Consider the following 17,778-nt stretch of genomic DNA (forward strand, 5'->3'; position numbering starts at 1 on the left):
ATTGGTGATAAAGACGGTAATAACACGGGATAGTGGCCTATATCTGCTTTTGGGGCATAGTGATCCCGGTTTCCGGATCGCCGTTCCGGCCCGCGGGCGGGCCGCGAGGGCGCGATCACCAGGGGATCTCCGCCCTCGGTACAGGGCCATCGGTGGCACGGGCGGGGCCCGCCGCCACCCACCTTGCTGCGTCGCTGTGCCCCGCCGCCACCCGGCGCGATGCGCTCACGACGGCCGGGGCGGCCCCGTCCAGCGGACTTCAGATCAAGTCCGCATCCGGCCAGTTCCCGGCATGGGCCATTCCGGTATGCCCCAAAACCCGCTGAACGGTCGCACGTAGGCCACGAGCGCATCGTCCGGTACCCCTTGTGGGGTGACGGGCTTCAGCGGACCACTTCGGCGATCTCGGCCAGTTCGTGTACCAGGTCCGGTGTGAGCGTCAGGTCGAAGATCGCGGCGATCGCCTGACTCCACCCGTGGATGAAGTAGGACCAGCCGTCCTCCACGGTCAGGCCGCGCTCCTCGCGCTGTGCGCGGGCCTGGGCGAGGAATTCCAGCGAGCCGCGGTAGTTCAGCTCCCAGACCAGGGCGTGCTCGGGGAACGGCGTACCAGCGGGCAGCGGGGAGCCGGGGCGGTCCTTGCCCATGCCGGTGGCGTTGATCACCAGGCTGCCGGGCGGGGCCTGCCGGACCAGGGCCGCCGCGTCCGCCACCTCGTAGCCGAACATCCCGGCCGGCAGGCCGCCCCTGGCGTGTACGCCGCGCAGCCGCTCGATCCGCGCCGGGTCGGTGTCCACGCACACGATGCGGCGCGGGGGGTCGTCGTGGTGGGCCAGCCACCAGGTGATCGCGCTGCCCGCCCCGCCCGCACCGAGGCAGACCACCTCGGCCCCGGTACGGGCGAAATGCCCGCGCGGCAGGAACTCCACCATCGCCAGGCCCGCCGTGAGCGGGTCCTTGGCATGGCCGATCAGCAGGTCACCGCGCTTGCTCACCGAGGAGATCTCCCCGCACAGCCGCGCGAACTCGTCCAGCTCGGCGAACATGTCGCCGGCCGCCTCCCACATCCGGATCTTGTGGGTGGTGATCAGCGCACCGCGATATCCGGGGTCGGCGCGCATGCCCGCCGCCAGCTCGCGGTAAGCGGAGTCGGGCGCGTCCAGCGGCAGGTCATGGCCCACCAGCTCGTCGGTGGGCAGCGCCAGCTCACGCGCCCACAGGGGGAAGACCCTGCGGATGGAGGAGTTCGCCGTGTCCACGCCGACGAACCCCATCCTCGCGGTGTTCGGGCTCACCCGCGCGCCTCCTTCGTCAAGGGCGGACGCACACCCGCATGTGGCCCGGTCCCTCTGCCCAAGGTAGCCACCTGCCCCGGTGATATGCCATCACGTTATGGGAGAAGCAGGTATTAACGGATTTGTGATCGCGGTATAGCGTCGAGGCCCCACAGCTCCCCGTCGAGAGGCGCATAACGTGCGAAATCGGCTCTTGGCCATGCTCGCGGCCTTATCCATGGTGCTGCCCGTCGCGTTCACCGTCCAGGCGGCGCCCGCGTCGGCGTCCGGTACCGGCGATGACATCCTGGAAAGGCTCAAGGCCGTCCCCGGGCTGACGGTGGTCTCGGAAGGCCGGCCGGTGCCCGGTCACCGGTACTTCATCCTCAGCTTCACCCAGCCGGCCGACCACAGGAAGCCGCGCGGCGCCACCTTCCAGCAGCGGCTCACCCTCCTCCACCGCGCCGAGGACGCCCCGACCGTCCTGTTCACCGGCGGCTACGGCCTGCCGCCCTACCCCGGGGCCAGCCGTACCGAGCCCACCGCGCTGACCGGCGGCAACCAGGTCTCCCTCGAACACCGCTTCTTCACCCCGTCCCGCCCTGAACCCGCCGACTGGCGGAACCTCACGATCTGGCAGGCGGCCACCGACGAGCACCGCATCGTCCAGGCGCTCAACCCGATCTACTCCGGCAAGTGGATCCAGACGGGCGCCAGCAAGGGGGGCATGACATCGGTCTATCACCGCCGGTTCTATCCCCGCGACATCGACGCCGTGGTCGCCTACGTGGCGCCCAACGACCACGTCAATCCGGCCGACCGCGCCTATGACCGGTTCTTCGAGACGGTGGGCGAGCCGTCCTGCCGCAAGGCGCTGGAAGAGGTCCAGCGGCAGGCCCTCTCGCGCCGGGACCGGATGGTGGCGCTGCTGGAGGCCGAGGCCGCGCGCAAGGGGTACACCTTCGCCAAGACCCTGGGCACCGCCGACCGGGCCTTCGAGATGACCGTCCTGGACACGGCGTGGGCGTTCTGGCAGTACCGCACCACCGCGGCCTGCGCCACCGTGCCCGCCGCGACCGCCACGGACGAGGAGCTGTACGCCTGGATCGACGCGGTGGCGTCCTTCGGCTTCTACACCGACCAGGGCCAGGAGTACTACACGCCGTACTACTACCAGGCGGCCGGCCAGCTCGGCTGGGCCACCATGAGCTACCGGCACCTGCGCGGGCTGCTGCGGTACAAGAACCTCAACCAGCCCAACTCGGTGCTCCCCGCCGAGCTGCGCTCCCGGCACGACCCGTGGCCCATGCTCGACGTGGACCACTGGGTGCGCACCCGCTCGGAGCGGATGATGTTCATCTACGGTGAGAACGACCCGTGGGGCGCGGAGCGCTTCAGGCCCAGCGGACGGGACTCGGCGCTGTACGTCGCGCCGGGCGCCAACCACGGGGCCAACATCGCCGGCCTGGCCGAGCCGGACCGCGCCGAAGCCACCGCGACCCTACTGCGCTGGGCAGGCGTCCCAGCAAGCCACCTGGCCGACCGCGTCCCCGGCCTCCCCCTGGACGACATGCTGCCCCCCGCCCGCCCGAACTAGCCCCCGCCCTCGTACACCGTCCCGCCCACCCGGCCAGCGGAGCTTCGGCCCCGCCGCCGAATGCCGCCCTCCCGCCGGCCGGGGAAGCCCCTGCCGCCGGATGTCGTGCCGTCGTGGTGGGGCGTCGGGTCAGTGGGGGGACTGGCGGAGGCGTTTGAGGTCGGCGCGGTGTTTCTTGGTGGTGAGCCGGCGTTCGATCGAGGCGCGGCCGGGCTTGGTGGGGCGGCGGCGGGCCGGTGGCGGGGCCATCGCCTCGCGGAGCACCTGGGCGAGCCGGGCCGCCGCGGCCTCCCGGTTGCGGAGCTGGGAGCGGTGCTCGGAGGCCGCGATCGTGAGCACCCCGCCGGACAGCCGCGGCGCCAGGCGGTCCAGCGCGCGGGCCTTCGGCTCCGGCGGGATCGCGGTGGTGGCGGCGAGGTCGAAGCCGAGCTCGACCCGGCTGTCGGTGGTGTTGACGCCCTGCCCTCCTGGCCCGGAGGAGCGGGAGAAGCGCCAGCGCAGCTCGGCCTCGGGAATGACGACCGAGGCGCGTACGACGAGCGGGCCGGGCATGATCCGCCCTCCTTTCTGGGCTTTCGGGCGGTTTGTCGGCATACAGTTTACCCATCGCCCCCATACGGTGATCAAATGGTTAAGTTCCGTCACTTGTGGGAGCGGACGCGGGTCGTGCATCGTATCCGCTGGCCCGTCGGCCGCTGCCTTCCCGCCTTTCCCGGCCGGATCGCCCGCGGCTTCCGGCCGGGACGGGGATTCCACGGAGGAAGCGTTGTGACGGCGATCGTCGGCGTGCATGGAATCGGGAAGTACCACTACTACGAGGAAGCCGGAATGTCGGCCTCGGCGGCGGCCGAGGCGCTTCGCGGGAAATGGAACCGATATCTGCACGGCGGCCTCACCGGCCTCACCGGCCTGAACGGCCTGAACAGCCCGAACGGCCACCCCGCCGGCTCCGGCGAGGACTACGTCACCGCCGTGGCCTACTACGCCCACCATCTCGGCGAACCGGGCCGCCCCGGAGCCGTTCCGGCGCGCGGCGGCCGGGTGGAGCAGGCCATGGACGCCGAGGCCCAAAGGGTCTTCTTCCACTGGGCGACGCAGCTCGAAGGGATCAAGGAGGCCGCGGGGGAGTCGCTCACCGGGGCGCTGCGACGGGCGACCGAATGGCTGCTCGAACGCCTGGAGGAGCGGGCGGTGTCGTTCGCCACCATGTTCTGCCCCGAGGTCGCGGCCTACCTGGAGAGCACCGGGAGCCCGGCCCGCGTCCGGTGCCGCGAGGCGGTCGCCGAGGCCATCCGCAGGCACAACCCCCAGGTGGTCATCGCGCACTCGCTCGGCAGCGTCGTGGCGTACGAGACCCTGCACGCCTACCCCGAGCTGAACGTGGACCTGCTGATCACGCTCGGCAGCCCGCTCGGCATGCGCAACGTCGTCTTCGAGCGGCTGATGCCGGCCCCCGCAGGAGGGTGGGGCATTCGCCCGGAAGGCGTGAAACGGTGGGTGAACATCGCCGACAAGGACGACATCGCGGCCATCCCGCCCACGCTGCGCGGCTGCTTCAACGGAGTCGACCACGACGGGCTCGTCAACCTGGACTGGATCGACTTTCACAGCGTCCGGCGGTACCTCGGATCCGGTGCTTTGAACCCGTTCTTGACTCCGTACCTCTAAACCGATCGGCCCCTGTCGGTCCTGGCCGCTAGGGTGATTCCCCGTCGTCGTTGAACGGGGGGAATCGGGTGGAAAGCGCCTTTCAGGTAGACCTGCGTGGAGTTGTGGACCTGCTCAGCAGGCACCTCTACTCAAGCCCGCGCGTCTACGTCCGCGAGCTGCTCCAGAACGCCGTCGACGCCATCACCGCCCGGCGGGTCGATGACCCTGTCGCCCCCGCCCGCGTCGAGCTGACCGTGGAGGACGGCGGTGCCCTGCTCAAGATCCACGACACCGGGATCGGGCTCACCGAGCAGGAGGTCCACACCCTCCTGGCCACCATCGGCCGCTCCTCCAAGCGCGACGAGCTGGGCTTCGCCCGGCACGAGTTCCTCGGTCAGTTCGGGATCGGGCTGCTTTCCGGCTTCCTGGTCGCCGACGAGATCGAGGTCGAGACCCGCTCGGTCACCGGCGCTCCCACCGTGCGCTGGACCGGCCTCGCCGACGGCCGCTACCGGGTCGAGCGGGCCGCCGCCGAGCGCGCCGAGCCCGGCACCACCGTCACCCTCAGGCCGCGCGCGGACGCCGGCGAGTGGGTGTCGGAGCGCACCGTCACCGAGCTGGCCGCCCTGTACGGCTCGCTGCTGCCCGTCGAGGTCCGCGTCAACGGCCACCGGATCAGCGGCGACGGCCCGCCCTGGCAGGCCGCCCACCCCACCCCCGACGCCCGGCGGGCCGCGCTCATCGAGCATGGCAGGGAGCTGTTCGGCTTCACCGCCTTCGACGTGGTGGACCTCTCCGTGCCGGAGGCCGGGCTCACCGGCGTGGCGTTCGTCCTGCCCAGCCCGGCCAACCCGACCGTCCGCGCCGCCCACCGGGTCTACCTCAAGCGCATGCTGCTGGCCGAGAGCGCCGAGGGCCTGCTGCCCGAGTGGGCGTTCTTCGCCCGGTGCGTGGTCGACGCGGGCGAACTCCGCCCCACCGCCAGCCGCGAGGCGCTGTACGAGGACGACCTGCTGGAGCACACCCGCACGGTGCTCGGTACGCGGCTGCGCGAGTGGCTGGTCACGCTGGCCGAGACCGACCCCGCGCGGCTGCGCGGTTTCCTGCGCCTGCACCACCTGGGCGTCAAGGCGCTGGCGCTGCACGACGACGACATGCTGCGTCTCGTGGACCGCTGGCTGGAGTTCGAGACCAGCGACGGCCCGATGACGCTCGCCCAGTTCCGGCTGCGCCACCCGAACGGGCGCTACACCTCGGGCGTGGACGAGTTCCGGCAGCTCTCCGGCGTGGCGGGCGCGCAGGGGATCGGGCTCATCAACGCCGGATACGTCTACGACGCCGACATCCTTGAGCGGCTGCCCCGGATCGACCCCGAGGCCCGCCTGGACCGGCTGGACCCGGCCGAGCTGGCCACCCGGCTCTCGCCGGTCGACCCCGAGGCCGAGCTGGCCGCCCGGCCGTTCCTGATGGCGGCGGCGGACGCGCTCGACGGGCTCGGCTGCGAGGTCGTGCTGCGCGACTTCGATCCGGCCTCGCTGCCCGCGCTCTACCTCACCAGCCGCGCCGCGCAGCACCAGGCCGAGCTGCGCGAGGCCCGCGAGAACAGCGACGCGCTGTGGGCGGACGTGCTCGGCGCGATCGAGAACGTGGTCGCCACGGACCGCCCACGCCTCGTGCTCAACCACCGCAACCCGCTGGTCAGGCGGATCGTCGCGCTGCCCGACCCGGCGCTGGCCGGGACCGCGGTGGAGGCCCTGTACGGCATGGCGCTGCTGCACGGCCACCACCCGCTGCGCGCGGCCGACACCGCCGCGCTCAACCGATCGTTCCTCGGCCTGCTCGACTGGGCCGTCCTGGGCAAGGAGTAGAGGGGGCAAGGATGGCAGGCGGAGCCGACGAGGTTCACGAACTGATCCAGCGCGCCGCGGGCACGCCGTACGGGCAGGCCAAGACCGCGGTGCTGGAGCGGGCGCTCGGGCTGGCCGAGGCGCTGCGCGACCGCGACCTCGCCCTTCAGGTACGGCTGGACCTCACGTCCGCCTACCAGCACGGGGCCGAGCCCGCCAAGTCCTTCGCGACCTTCACCCGCTGCCTGGCCGAGTACGACGCCGAGCCCGGCAGGTTCGGCGAGTGGGAGACCCACTACCTGCTCTGGCAGTTCAAGTGGATCACCAGTTCCATGATCCGCTTCCCGGAGGTGCCGCTGCGGCGCGCCCAGGACGCGCTCACCGAGATGGAGAGCAGGTACCAGAAGGCGGGGGCCGGGCTGCACGCCGTGTACGCCCAGCGCTGCTACCTGGCCCAGCACCTGGGCGACAAGGAGGCGGCCGACGAGTGGTTCCACCGGTGGCGGACGACACCGCGCGACTCCCTGTCCGACTGCGAGGGGTGCGACCCGAGCGGCAAGGTGTGGCACCTGGCGTGGCTGGGACGCGACGAGGAGGCGGTCGAGCTGGCCGCGCCCGTCGTCGCGGGCGAGCTGACCTGCCACGTGCAGCCGCAGGGCATCTTGGCCAGGCTGCTGGTGCCGTACCTGCGCACCGGGCGGTTGCGGGAGGCGGCGGGCGCGCACCGGCGGGCCTACCGGATCGTGGCCGGCGACGCCAACTACGTGGACGACTTCGGCGACCACATCGAGTTCTGCGCGCTGACCGGCAACGAGGCGCGCGGCCTGGAGATCCTGCAGCGCGAGTCGCCGCTGCTGGACCGGGCCGCCAGCCCGCGCGCGGCGATGCGGTTCGCCTCGGCGGCGGGGCTGCTGCTGCGCAGGCTGGAGGAGATCGGGCACGGCGACACGGTGATCCGGCGGCCGGGCGAGGAGACCACCGCGAGCGCGCTGCGCCCGCGGATGGAGGCCACCGCCCGTGAGCTGGCCGCGAGGTTCGACGCGCGCAACGGCACGGACGAGCAGTCCCGGCGGGTGGAGGAGACCATGGCGGCCGAGCCGCTGGTGGAGCACCTGCCGCTCACCCCGCACGCGCGGCGCGTCCCGGCCCCCGCGCCGGTGCGGCCCAAGTTCCCCGAGCCTGCGGAGACCACCCCGGACACCCTGCTCGACCTGGCCGAACGCTCCTGGGATCACGCCGACTTCCGCGCCGCGCTGGCCACCTGGGCGCGATTCGACGAGCTGTACGGCGAGGCGGGCGGCGCGGGGCTCTCGGAGGTCCAGCGAGCGCGCCGGGACGAGGGGCGCGGCTTCGCGGCGGGGAAGGACCGGCCCCGGGAGACGATCGCCGAGTGGGAGCGGGCCGTGCTGGGGTACGCCCGCGCCGGTGACGAGCTTCGCCGCCAGGCGGCGCTGAGCCGCCTGGCCCTGCTGCGGGCGACGCTGGGCGACGAGGGCGACTGGGTGGCCGCGGCCGAGGAGTCCGCCGCGTACCTGGACGCCCACGGCACCGCGGCGCAGCGCACGGCGGCGGCCGTCCGCCTGGCGCAGACCTACCACGAGGCGGGCCGCCCGGACGACGCCGTGCGGCTGCTGGAGAGCACCGCCGAGCGGTCCGAAGACCCCGGCCGGCCGTTGCTGCGGCTGGCCGAGATCCTGGCCGATGACCCCACCGCTCTGGACACCGCCACGGCGACCGCCGCCCGCGCCCGAAACGCCCTGCGCGCCACCGGCGGCATCCGCCTGGCCACCGCCTGCCTCCTGCACGCCCGCCTCCTGCGCGACCAGGCCGGGGCCCTTGGACAGACAGGGGAAGACGAGGCGTTGGGCGAGGTGGTTCAGGCGTACGGGGAGGCGCTGGCGGTCGCGCCCCGGGCCGATACCGCGCTGCGCGCGTTCGCGTACGCGGGCAGGGGGGAGGCGGTGCTGGCGCTGGGCCGTGCCGCCGAGGCCGCCGACGACCTGATCGAGGCCGTGGCCTCGCTCACCTCCGTCGGCGCGAACGAGCAGGCCGCGATGGTGCGGGTCGATCTGTGCCGCGCCTATCTGGCCACCGGCCGCCCGCTGGACGCGGCCGAGGCCGCCGAGGAGGCGCTGGCCATGCTGCCGGAGCAGCTCGCCGACGAACGGCTCGCCGCCCGGTGGGTCCGCGCCGACGCGCAGCGCGACCTCGCCGAGCCGGGCGACCTGGAGGCGGTGCTGGCCGACTACCGGGAGGTCGAGGCCGGGCTGCTGGCCACCGGCCGCCGGGCGGAGGCGGCGTCCGCCGCCGAGGCGGCCGGTGACCTGCTGATGCGGCTGTCCAGGCACGAGGAGGCGGCCGGCACCTACGCCAGGGCGGCCGGCCTCGACGACGGCGACCCGCTGCGCACCGCCCGGCTGCTGCGCCACCACGGAACGGCCGTCTACAAGCTCGACCGCGAGGAGGAGGCGATGGAGATCTTCGCCGCGGCCCGCGACGCGCTGGCCGGCCTGCCCCCCGCCGACCCCGACGTCGTATGGGAGACCTGCCGGATCGGCTGTGCGGAGGCCGAGGCGCTGGACTGGCTGGGCGTGCCGGGCCTGGCCCGGGAACGCTGTAAGGAGGCCATCGCGGGATTCCGTTCGATCGGCGCGCACGAGGCCGCGGAGAAGGCCGCTGAGATCTTGGCGTCCATCTACCGCGACCCCAGCGACGAGGACGAGGACGATGAGCCGGAGGTCGCCCGATAGCGGCCGGATCGCCGCCTGGTGTTGGCGCGGCGTTCAGCCACCTGGGTAATCCGCTTGCTTGTGCAACGGTTGTTCACTTTGGTGTGCAGCGCAGGTCACAACGGGGCTAATCGGATCTTCTGCACTGGGAGCGTGGAGCCGAACCCATCACGCAGAGTGTTCATGACCGCGACCGCCGCCATGACGGGCGGCCTGGTGGTCCCCGCCGCGGTGGCCACGCCCGCGGCGGCCCGCTCACGCGCCCTTGCCGGCGACCCCTTCACACTCGGCGTCGCCTCCGGCGACCCCGCCAAGGACGGGTTCGTGCTGTGGACCCGGCTCGCCCTCGATCCGCTGGGCGGCGGCGGCCTCGGCGGGATGCCGGGCCGTGACGTCGAGGTGGCCTGGCAGGTCGCCACCGACGAGCGGTTTTCCAAGGTGGTGCGCTCGGGGGCCGAGACCGCCGCCGCAGACCGGGGGCACAGCGTCCACGTCGAACTGTCCGGGCTGGAGCCCGGCCGGGAGTACTTCTACCGGTTCAAGGCCGGCCGCCACACGTCGCCGGCCGGCCGTACCAGGACCTCCCCGGCGGGGGAGACCACGGCGTTCACCTTCGCGGTGGCCGCGTGCGCGCACTACGAGCACGGCTACTACACCGCCTACCGCCGCCTCGCCGAGCAGGACCCCGACCTGGTGGTCCACCTCGGCGACTACATGTACGAGTACGCGCCGGACGGCTACAAGGCGATCGAGGGCAGGGTCCGCCGGCACACCGAGGGCACCTGCCGCACCCTGGCCGACTACCGGATGCGGCACGCGCAGTACAAGAGCGACCCCGACCTGCAGCGGGCGCACGCCGTGGCGCCCTGGCTGGTCGCCTTCGACGACCACGAACTTGAGAACAACTGGGCGGCCGAGGTGTCGAGCACCGCCGATCCGGTGTTCGCCCGGCGCAAGGCCGCCGCGTTCCGCGCGTACTACGAGAACATGCCGCTGCGACGTACCAGCGTCACCGGCGGGGCGTCGATCCGCGTGCACCGCCGGGTGGACTGGGGCCGCGCGGCCCGTTTCCACCTGCTGGACACCCGGCAGTTCCGCGACGACCAGGCGTGCGCCGACGGCCTGCGGTCCGGCTGCGACGAACGGCTGGACGCCGGTCGTACCCTGCTCGGCGCCGACCAGCGGGACTGGCTGCTGGACGGCCTGCACCGCTCCCCGGCCCGGTGGAACCTGATCGGCCAGCAGATCCTGATGGCGCAGCGCGACTGGCGGCAGGGACCCGGCCGCGAGGTCAGCATGGACTCCTGGGACGGCTACGCCGCCGAGCGCACCCGGCTGCTCACCGCGCTGCGCGACTCCGGCGCGGGCAACCCGGTCGTGCTCACCGGCGACGCCCACATGCACCACGCCGCCGACCTGCGGATCGACCTCGACGACCCGGACTCGCCCAAGGTCGGCGTGGAACTGGTCACCTCCAGCGTCACCAGCGACGGCGACGGATACCGCGACCAGGCGCGGGTGGAGGAGATCGTGGCGGAGAACCCGCACATCTCCTACCTGGACCAGCGGCGCGGCTACATCGTCTGCCGCCTGGCGGCCGACGAACTGCGCGCGGACTTCCGGACCCTGGAGTACGTCTCCCGGCGCGGCGCCCCGGCGAAGACCACGCACACCGTGACCGTGCCCGCGGGCCAGGCCGGGGGCCCGGCCCTGGCGGGAGCGGCAGGGGTCAGCCGGACAGCCAGGACAGGACCACGCTGAGGCCGCTCGTCGCGACCAGCGCGACGATCAGCACCAGAATGACGATCCGCTGCTTCGATCCCGACATCATGCCTTCAGCCTAGCGACCGCGCTGCGCTCCCGCGGCCATCGTGTAGCCGTACAGGTCGCGGGAGGCGCTGGCGGGCAGCCGTCCGGTCCGGCCGGGGCGCACCCCGGTGACCGCCCCGCTCGCGGACGACTTGAGGCCGCCGCGGACCAAGGTGAGCCGCCCGGTGCCCGGGGAGGCCACCACGAGGTCGTACGGCACGTGCCGGGCGGACGCCGCGCGTACCCGTGCGCCGGTCGGGACGGTGGCCAGCGCCGATCCGAAACCGCCCTTGGGGCCGGGGATCAGCACGTTGCCGATCTTGGTCAGGCCGCCGGAGCGGGTGCCGGCCAGGACCTGGACGGCGTTCTCGCCCGGGACGCCGATCGCCAGCTCGGCGTCTCCGTCGCCGTTGAGGTCGGCGGCGGCGAGCGCCGCGCCGAACCGGTCGTAGTAGCGGGGCTTGCCCGTGAGGGTGTTCTGCGACCACGACTCCGAGCGCGCGGTGCGCAGGCCGGAGGGCGAGCCGTAGACCGTGTGCACGGTCCCGTCGCCGTAGTCCATCGCCCGCTGGTTGCCGGTCAGACCCTCGCCGGGCACCCCGATCGCGAGGTCGTCGCGGCCGTCGGCGTCGAAGTCGGCGGCGGCGAGCGCGGCGCCGAAGCCGTCCCACTTCTCGGCCGCGCCGACGATGCCGGGGCTGCTCTGGGTGAGCAGGGTGGCGCGCCGCCGCCGCGGGTCGACCACGGTGACCGAGCCCTGGCCGTCCTTGCGCACGGTGTCGCCCGGCGCGCCGACCACCGCCTCGGCCTTGCCGTCGCCGTCGAAGTCGCCGGTGGCCACGGCCGCGCCGAACTGGTCGGTGGGCAGCGCCCGCTGGCCGACCCAGCGGGTCTTCTGGGTGAACAGGTACGGCCGGCGGCCCTTCATCCCGTAGATCCCGGCCGCGCCGCCGGTGCCGTGCCCGGGCGCGCCGATGACGAGTTCGTCGTCGCCGTCGCCGTCCAGGTCGCCCGCGGCCAGGGCGGCGCCGAACCGGTCGCTGCCGCGCCTGCCGCCCAGGTCGGTGATGTCGATCTCCGCGCCGGGGCGCAGGCCGCCGGGGGAGCCGTGGTAGATCCGCACGACGCCGTTGCCGTCCGCGCCGGGACGACGGGTGCCCGCGAACTCCTCCGACGCCCCCACCGCCAGATCGGTGCAGGAGTCGCCGTCGAAGTCGCCGGTGGTGAGCGCCGAGCCGAACGCGTCGCCGAGTTCGGCCTCGCCGGGGCCCTGGGTGAGGTCCGCGGGCCTGCGCATGCCGTACAGCACCCGTACCGAACCCGCCCGCGCCTTCCCGCCGGCCGCCGCGTACGGCGCGGCCACTGCCAGGTCGGCCCGCCCATCCCCATCGAAGTCGGACGCCCCCGGCCCCACACCCGGCCGGCACGCCGCCGCGGCGGCCGTATGCGAGGTGGCGGGGGAGATGCCGAGGGTGGCCGCCGCCGCGAAGGCCAGCAGGGCGGTCATCGTCGCCTTCGCCGCGGGCCGGGCCGCTCGGCCCAGGGGACGCCGCCGTCCGGGGCGTTTCGGTGGGGCGGGCGAGGCCGCCCGTACTCCTGCGTCCGCCGCTGCGGCTCTCGGGAGGCTCATGCCACGATGGTTTCCGGGAAACCGGACACCCGGCCCACGGCCATATGAAATCCCCGTGACGGTCCGGGGTCGTGTCATGGCACGGAGCTGACGTGTCAGGATATGACAATGACGACAGCGGTTGCCCCCTCGGCCGATCTGGCCGATCTGGCCTTCTGGCGCAGGCCGCCCGCCGCCCGGCACGAGGCGTTCGCCCGGCTGCGGCAACTGGACCACCCCGTGTTCTTCGCCGAGCGCCGGGTGCCGCTGCTGCGTTCCGGCGCGGGGTTCTACGCGCTGGTCAGGCACGGCGACGTGGTCGAGGCGTCGCGCAACGCGAAGGTGTTCTCCAGCGAGCCCGCCGTCACCAACCCCGAGCCGCCCGGCTGGGTCAAACACGTCTTCGGCGAGTCCATGGTGAACATGGACGACCCCCGGCACGCCCGGCTGCGGCGGATCGTCTCACGGGCGTTCAGCCCGAAGATGCTCGCCGGCCTGCAAGGCGACATCGACCGGGCCGCCGCGCGCATCGTGGACGACGTCATCGCCGAGGGCCCGCGTGACTTCGTCGCCCAGGTCGCCGCCAGGCTCCCGATCCACGTCATCTGCGACATGATGGGCATCCCCGGCGACATGCGGGCCAAGGTCCACGACCACGTGGACGTCTCCACCGCCTACACCGGCGTGCGCCCCAGCCTGCTGCGCTCGGCCCGGATGGCCGGGCGCAACATGTTCGCCCTGCTCGCGCTGCAACGGCTGGTGATCAGGCTGGGCCGGGAGCGCGCCGCCGCGCCCGCGGGCGACCTGGTCTCCGCCCTGGTCACGGCCAACGTCGACGGCGAGCGGCTGACCTGGCGGGAGCTGGGGTCCTTCTTCGCGCTGCTGCTGGTGGCGGGCAACGAGACCGCGCGCAACACCATGGCGCACGGCATCAAGCTGCTCACCGACCACCCTGAGCAGCGCGAGCTGCTGGCCGCCGACTTCGACGCCCGCATCGGCGGGGCCATCGAGGAGATGGTCCGCCACGTGTCCCCGATCATGCAGTTCCGGCGTACCGTGACCCAGGACTACGACCTGCGCGGCCTGCACCTGAAGCCGGGCGACAAGGTCGTGCTCTTCTACGGTTCGGCCAACCGCGACGAGACCGTCTTTCCCGACCCCGACCGGTTCGACATCACCCGCAAGCCCAATCCGCACGTCGGCTTCGGCGGCCCCGGCCCGCACTTCTGCCTGGGCGCCAACCTGGCCAGGCAGGAGATCAGGACGATGTTCCGCGAGCTGCTGACCCGCCTGCCCGGCCTGCGCGCGGCCGGCGAGCCCGAGCTGCTGCTGTCCAACTTCGACAACAGCGTCAGGTCCCAGGGGTTCGCCTTCTAGCCGCTGGGCGCGACTCGCACTCCTCCTCCAGCGGCGGCGCGTCGATCGCGCAGTGCGTGTGCCGCTCGGGCTCGGGCGCCGCCGGATCGGCCAGTACGTTGCCGCGGATCGCCACGAAGGTGATCAGGCCCGCGGCGGCCATCAGCCCGGCGGAGACCAGCATGGTCGTGTGGAACCCCGCGGTGAACCGGGCGGGGTCGGTGTAGGCGGCCCCGGTGAGCCCGGCCAGGGGCGGGAGGGCGGCCACGGCCAGCAGCCCGCCGGTCCGCGCCACCGCGTTGTTGATCCCGCTGGCCACTCCCGCGTACCGCTCCTCGGCCGAGGCCAGCACCGTCGCGGTCAGCGGCGCGACCGTGGCCGACAGCCCGAGGCCGAACAGCGTGACGGCGGGCAGCACGTCCCGCCAGTACGACGTCCCCGGCCCGATGGTGCTCATCATCGCCAGCGCCCCGGCGCAGGCCAGGATGCCCGCGGTCATCGGCGCGCGCGGCCCGATCCGCTTGGCCAGCTCGCCCGCGGGCGCGGACAGCAGCAGCATCAGCACGGTCAGCGGCAACATGGAGGTGCCCGCGGCGATCGGGGAGAACCCCGCGGACACCTGGAGCTGCACCACCAGCAGGAACATCACCACGCTGAGCGCCGCGTACATCACCAGCGTCACCAGGTTGATCGAGGTGAACACCCGGGAGGCGAAGATCCCCACCGGCACCAGCGCGCGCGGCGAGCGGCGGATCTCCAGCCAGACGAACGCCGCGCCCAGCGCCACGCCGGCCACCAGCGAGAGCCTGCCCGTGTCCGGCTCGATCAGCCCATAGGTCACCCCGGCCAGGGCCAGCGCGGCGAGCGCCGCGCCCAGCACGTCGAAGCGGCCGTCGGCGGAGGTGTCGCGGGTCTCGGGCACATGCCGTACCGCCACCACGAGCACGGCCGCCGCCACCGGCAGGTTGATCAGGAACACCCAGCGCCAGCCCGCCGTCTCCACCAGCCAGCCGCCGAGCAACGGCCCCACCGCCGCCGCCACGCCGCCGAGCCCGGACCACGCGCCCACCGCGCGCGGCCGGTCGCCCCTGGCGAAGGACGCCTGGATGATCGCCAGCGACCCCGGCGTGAGCAGCGCGCCGCCGACGCCCTGCAGGGCCCGCGCGAGCACCAGGACCTCGATGTTCGGGGCGATCCCGCACGCGGCCGAGGCCAGCGCGAACCAGACGACGCCGATGAGGAAGATCTTGCGCCTGCCGTACCGGTCGCCGAGCGAGCCGCCGAGCAGGATGAGACCGGCGAGGGTGAGGGTGTAGGCGTTGACCGTCCACTGCAGGCCCGCCATGTCGGCCCCGAGGGCCCGCCCGAGCGCGGGCAGCGCCACGTTGACCACCGTGCCGTCGAGCAGCGCCATCCCCGAGGCCAGGACCGTGGTGAACAGCACCCAGCGGCCCGCGGCCGTGCCCAGGCGAAGGTGTCCGTCGCCCGTCTCTCGCTCGCTCATACCGCCATCATCGCTCTTGGGGCACGTCTGCATTCCAGACGGGGGTCCGTCCGAAACCTGTGCCCTCCGCGCGCCTCCCGAAAACCGTGACGGCCTCGCCGTGCGATAACCGGAACGTGCAGAGAATGTTCCGCAGGCGGCGGGAGCCGCCCCCGGTGGGCCCCGGCAGCGACGACGGCGACCTGCTGGCGGCCGTGGCCGCCGGGCAGATGGAGGCGCTGCGCGTGCTGCACCGCAGGCACGCGCCCTGGCTCCGGGTACGCCTGTCCCGCCGCTGCGCCGACGCCGATGTGGTCGACGACGCCCTTCAGGACACCTTCGTCGCCATCTGGCGGGGCGCTGCGGGCAGGTACCGCCCGGCCGGGGAGGGCGGCGACGCGGCGGCGTGGATCTGGACCATCGCGATCCGCAGGCTGATCTCGGTGCTGCGCGGGCGCGGGCACCGCTGGATCGGCTCGGGCCAGGAACCGGGCGAGGGCCACCGGGCCGCCGCTTCCGCAGAGGAGGTGGTGCTGCTCGGTATCGAGCACGGGGACCTCGGCGCCGCCATCGCCCGCCTGTCGCCCGAACTGCGGGCGGCCTTGCAGGCCACCGTGCTGGACGGGCTCACCACCAGGGAGGCGGCCGGCCTGCTCGGGGTGCCCGAGGGAACCGTCAAGACCCGCGTCCGGCGGGCCAAGGCCCGGCTGAGGGAGGAACTCGCATGACAGGCGCGGACTGGCACGTACCGCCGGACCTGATGGAGCGCTACGCCGCGGGCCGCCTGGACCCGGCGCTGGTGATGTCGGTGGAGGCCCACATGGGCGGGTGCGCCCACTGCCGCGCGGGCGTCCCGTACGACGAGGAGTGGCTGGCCGGTGGCTGGGACCGGCTGCTGGACGAGGTGGACCGGCCCCGGCCGCGCGCGGCCGAGCGGCTGCTGGGCGCGGTGGGCGTACCCGAGCACCTGGCCAGGCTGCTCACCGCCACACCGGCGCTGTCCAGAGCGTGGCTGACCGCGGTGGCGATCGTGCTGGCGCTCGGCGTCGCCGCGGGCAGGGTCGAGCCCGCCGGTCCTGCGGTGCTGCTGGTGTTCCTGGTGGCGGCCCCCGTCGTCCCGGTCGCCGGGATCGCCCTGGCGTACGGCAGGCACGTCGACCCGGTCCACGAGCTTCAGGCGGCCACCCCGATGGCGGGCCCGAGGCTGCTGTTCATCCGGGCGGGCGCGGTGCTGGTCACCGCGGTCGCGATGACCGGCGCGGCGACGCCGCTGCTCCCCGGCACTCCCGGCCAGGCCACCGCCTGGCTGTTGCCCGCGCTGGCGCTGAGCGCCGCCACCCTGCTGCTGTCGGCCAGGTTGCCGACGGCACTGGCCGCCGGGCTGCCCGGCGCGCTCTGGCTCGGCGCGGTGGTCCCGATGGTGGTCGCGGGCGGCGACCGCTTCCTCCCCTTCACCCCCGCGGCGCAGGCCCTGTACGGCATCGCCGCGGTCCTTTTCGCATTCGGCTACGCGCGGCACCGCCGCCTGAGTTCGGGAGAGATCAGTTGGGTGCGACAGTGAGCGTACGCGCTCTGACCAAGGAGTACGGCAGGAGCAAGGTGCTGGAGGGCATCGACCTGGCCATCGGGCCGGGTGTCACCGGCCTGCTCGGTCCGAACGGGGCGGGCAAGACGACCCTGCTGCGCTGCCTGGCGACCACCCTGGCCCCGGACGGCGGCGAGATCCGGGTGCTCGGCAACGACCCCGCCGACCGTGTGCAGCGCACCGAGATACGCCGCCACCTGGGGTACCTGCCGCAGGACCCCGGCTACTACCCGCACTTCACCGCCTTCGAGCTGGTGGACTACGTGGCGATCCTGAAGGAGATCACCGACAGGAGGGTCCGTCACCGGGAGGTGCGGCGGGTCCTGGCCGAGGTGGACCTCGGCGACCGCTCCCAGGTCAAGGTCCGCAAGCTGTCCGGCGGGATGCGCCAGCGCCTGGCCTTCGCCCAGGCGCTGCTCGGCGACCCGGACGTACTGATCCTGGACGAGCCCACGGTCGGGCTCGACCCCGAGCAGCGGATGCGTTTTCGCGCCCTGGTGTCCCGGCTGGGGGAGGGCCGGACGGTGCTGCTGTCCACCCACCAGACCGAGGACGTCGCCGCGCTGTGCGAACTGGTCGTGGTGCAGCACCGCGGCCGGGTGATCTTCCAGGGCGCCCCGCAGGACATCGCCGCGGCGGCGAAGGGCCAGGTCTGGCTGTCGCAGACGCCGCCCGGCGGCGGCAGCAGGCTGTTCTGGCGCACCGCCGACGGCCGCTACCGCTCACTGGGCGATCCGCCGCCCGGCGCGGTCCCCGCCGATCCCACCGTGGAGGACGGGTACCTCCTGCTCCTCGGCGAACCCGCGGAGGTGGCCGCATGAGGGCGATGCCCAGGCCGG

At 73.4% G+C, this 17,778-nt stretch carries 13 protein-coding genes; 9 read left to right on the top strand and 4 right to left on the bottom strand.

Going from position 1 to position 17,778, the window contains the following annotated elements:
• Positions 1-383: 383 nt before the first annotated feature.
• Positions 384-1,295, bottom strand: a complete 912-nt coding sequence (locus tag ACH34R_RS16010) for a shikimate dehydrogenase family protein (RefSeq protein ID WP_397562205.1) — start codon at positions 1,293-1,295, stop codon at positions 384-386.
• Positions 1,296-1,494: 199 nt separating this feature from the next.
• Here ACH34R_RS16010 and ACH34R_RS16015 point away from each other — a divergent pair, with 199 nt between their 5' ends.
• Positions 1,495-2,871: a S28 family serine protease gene (locus ACH34R_RS16015; protein WP_397562206.1), complete on the top strand. Its 1,377-nt coding sequence runs from the start codon at positions 1,495-1,497 to the stop codon at positions 2,869-2,871.
• Positions 2,872-3,000: 129 nt separating this feature from the next.
• On the opposite strand, the gene arfB is transcribed toward ACH34R_RS16015, so the two are convergent.
• Positions 3,001-3,423: an alternative ribosome rescue aminoacyl-tRNA hydrolase ArfB gene (arfB, locus tag ACH34R_RS16020; protein ID WP_397562207.1), complete on the bottom strand. Its 423-nt coding sequence runs from the start codon at positions 3,421-3,423 to the stop codon at positions 3,001-3,003.
• Between the two features lie 216 nt (positions 3,424-3,639).
• Between arfB and ACH34R_RS16025 the strand changes: the two genes are divergently transcribed.
• The 4 genes from ACH34R_RS16025 (at position 3,640) to ACH34R_RS16040 (ending at position 10,858) form a co-directional block, all read left to right on the top strand.
• Positions 3,640-4,539, top strand: a complete 900-nt coding sequence (locus tag ACH34R_RS16025) for a hypothetical protein (RefSeq protein ID WP_397562208.1) — start codon at positions 3,640-3,642, stop codon at positions 4,537-4,539.
• A gap of 68 nt (positions 4,540-4,607) precedes the next feature.
• Positions 4,608-6,389 (top strand): HSP90 family protein, encoded by a 1,782-nt coding sequence (locus ACH34R_RS16030; RefSeq protein WP_397562209.1) that lies wholly within the window; start codon positions 4,608-4,610, stop codon positions 6,387-6,389.
• Positions 6,390-6,400: 11 nt separating this feature from the next.
• Positions 6,401-9,118 carry a hypothetical protein gene (locus ACH34R_RS16035; protein WP_397562210.1) on the top strand — a complete coding sequence of 906 codons (2,718 nt, stop codon included), beginning with the start codon at positions 6,401-6,403 and terminating at the stop codon, positions 9,116-9,118.
• A gap of 162 nt (positions 9,119-9,280) precedes the next feature.
• Positions 9,281-10,858: an alkaline phosphatase D family protein gene (locus tag ACH34R_RS16040; protein WP_397562211.1), complete on the top strand. Its 1,578-nt coding sequence runs from the start codon at positions 9,281-9,283 to the stop codon at positions 10,856-10,858.
• Positions 10,859-10,937: 79 nt separating this feature from the next.
• Here the strand turns inward: ACH34R_RS16040 and ACH34R_RS16045 are convergent, their stop codons facing one another.
• Positions 10,938-12,536, bottom strand: coding sequence for an FG-GAP repeat protein (locus tag ACH34R_RS16045; protein ID WP_397562212.1), 1,599 nt, complete (start codon positions 12,534-12,536; stop codon positions 10,938-10,940).
• Positions 12,537-12,638: 102 nt separating this feature from the next.
• Between ACH34R_RS16045 and ACH34R_RS16050 the strand changes: the two genes are divergently transcribed.
• Positions 12,639-13,892, top strand: coding sequence for a cytochrome P450 (locus ACH34R_RS16050; protein ID WP_397562213.1), 1,254 nt, complete (start codon positions 12,639-12,641; stop codon positions 13,890-13,892).
• On the opposite strand, the gene ACH34R_RS16055 is transcribed toward ACH34R_RS16050, so the two are convergent.
• Entirely contained in the window at positions 13,867-15,375 is a 1,509-nt protein-coding gene (locus ACH34R_RS16055) for an MFS transporter (RefSeq protein ID WP_397562214.1), read from the bottom strand. The two genes, ACH34R_RS16050 and ACH34R_RS16055, sit on opposite strands and share 26 nt — an antisense overlap.
• Before the next feature lie 125 nt (positions 15,376-15,500).
• On the opposite strand from ACH34R_RS16055, the gene ACH34R_RS16060 reads away from it, so the two are divergent.
• Genes ACH34R_RS16060 through ACH34R_RS16070 form a run of 3 tightly spaced genes read left to right on the top strand, consistent with a single transcriptional unit; the run spans position 15,501 to position 17,760 of the window.
• Positions 15,501-16,082 (top strand): RNA polymerase sigma factor, encoded by a 582-nt coding sequence (locus ACH34R_RS16060; RefSeq protein ID WP_397562455.1) that lies wholly within the window; start codon positions 15,501-15,503, stop codon positions 16,080-16,082.
• Positions 16,079-16,915: a zf-HC2 domain-containing protein gene (locus ACH34R_RS16065; protein WP_397562215.1), complete on the top strand. Its 837-nt coding sequence runs from the start codon at positions 16,079-16,081 to the stop codon at positions 16,913-16,915. Before ACH34R_RS16060 ends, ACH34R_RS16065 begins: the two co-directional genes overlap by 4 nt.
• On the top strand, positions 16,912-17,760 hold the full coding sequence (locus tag ACH34R_RS16070) for an ATP-binding cassette domain-containing protein (RefSeq protein WP_397562216.1): 849 nt from the start codon (positions 16,912-16,914) through the stop codon (positions 17,758-17,760). Before ACH34R_RS16065 ends, ACH34R_RS16070 begins: the two co-directional genes overlap by 4 nt.
• Positions 17,761-17,778 lie beyond the last annotated feature (18 nt).

Origin of the sequence: Spongiactinospora sp. 9N601 (assembly GCF_044326295.1) — a bacterium.
Taxonomy (GTDB): domain Bacteria; phylum Actinomycetota; class Actinomycetes; order Streptosporangiales; family Streptosporangiaceae; genus Spongiactinospora; species Spongiactinospora gelatinilytica.